General features: G+C 23.4%; 4 protein-coding genes. All 4 read left to right on the forward strand.

Annotated elements, in window-relative coordinates; genetic code table 11:
• Window positions 1-118 (forward strand): zinc-ribbon domain containing protein (locus AC07E4_RS09290; RefSeq protein WP_478216216.1); only part of this gene is annotated, 118 nt, incomplete at its 5' end.
• A gap of 239 nt (window positions 119-357) precedes the next feature.
• Window positions 358-510, forward strand: coding sequence for a zinc-ribbon domain-containing protein (locus AC07E4_RS09295; RefSeq protein WP_040327332.1), 153 nt, complete (start codon window positions 358-360; stop codon window positions 508-510).
• Window positions 511-873: 363 nt separating this feature from the next.
• A complete protein-coding gene (locus tag AC07E4_RS09300; RefSeq protein ID WP_040327330.1) occupies window positions 874-1,026 on the forward strand; it encodes a zinc-ribbon domain-containing protein in 153 nt (50 codons plus the stop codon).
• Window positions 1,027-1,334: 308 nt separating this feature from the next.
• On the forward strand, window positions 1,335-1,402 hold a 68-nt coding region (locus AC07E4_RS09305), incomplete at its 3' end, for a zinc-ribbon domain containing protein (RefSeq protein ID WP_478216217.1).

A 1,402-nucleotide genomic window follows, 5' to 3' on the forward strand; every position in this document is an offset into this window, starting at 1 on the left:
TAAAGAATTCGTATTCACAGAAGGAGAACAAGAATTCTACAAAGAAAAAGGATTCGATAACGATCCTGTAAGATGTGCAGATTGCAGAAGAGCAAGAAAACAACAAAACAGAAGATAATTAAATATTTTCATAAAAAGCTATAAGAATAATCTTATAGCTTTTGTTTTTATTATTAAATAAATAATTATTGAAAAAAATTTTAAAAACTGAATATAAATACTTGAATTAATTTAAAAATATGATATAATCAATTTAAATTAAAAAAAGGTTTACGTAGATGAATACATTTCTCCTAATATAAATTAGAGAATATATATTAATCAACAGAAATCTTTAATTTTAAGGAGGAATATACAATGGCAGATAGAACAATAGTATGCAAAGATTGCGGTAAAGAATTCATATTCACAGAAGGAGAACAAGAATTCTACAAAGAAAAAGGATTTGATAACGATCCTGTAAGATGCCCAGATTGCAGAAGAGCAAGAAAACAACAAAATAGAAGATAATTAAATATTTTCATAGAAAGCTATAAGAGTAATCTTATAGCTTTTATTTTTAAAAAAAATTATAAAAATAGTTTAAATGCTCTTCATTAGTGCTTATTATTTCTTAATTAATTTCAAGTATGAAAATAGAAATAACTTGCAACTTTAGCATAATCATTTAATAAAGATGTTGTCTAAATTTTGAATTTAAAAAACTATAATACAAAATATAAAAATAAAATGCTTGCATTAATATATGTTCATATGGTATAATAAACACATAATTTAAAAAAGGTTTACAAAGAAAGATAGATTTCTCCTAATAAAAATTAGAGAATATATATTAATCAACGTAAAATCTTTAATTTTAAGGAGGAATATACAATGGCAGATAGAACATTAGTATGCAAAGATTGCGGACAAGAATTCGTATTCACAGAAGGAGAACAAGAATTCTACAAAGAAAAAGGATTCGATAATGATCCTGTAAGATGTGCAGATTGCAGAAGAGCAAGAAAACAACAAAACAGAAGATAATTAATATTTTCATAAAAAGCTATAAGAGTAATCTTATAGCTTTTGTTTTTACATAAATATTTTGAGTTTAAACTATTATTTATTTCAATTTGTATAAAGAGTAAAAAATTAATTTAAAGTAGTAACTCTACAAAGAAAAAGTAAATATAAAATTTTACTTTAAAGTACTTGCATTAAACTATATACTTATGATATAATAAATACATAATTTAAAAAAGGTTTACAAAGAAAGATAGATTTCTCCTAATACAAATTAGAGAATATATATTAATCAACGTAAAATCTTTAATTTTAAGGAGGAATATACAATGGCAGATAGAACATTAGTATGCAAAGATTGCGGACAAGAATTCGTATTCACAGAAGGAGAACAAGA

The sequence above is a fragment of the Clostridium amazonense genome, assembly GCF_056431285.1.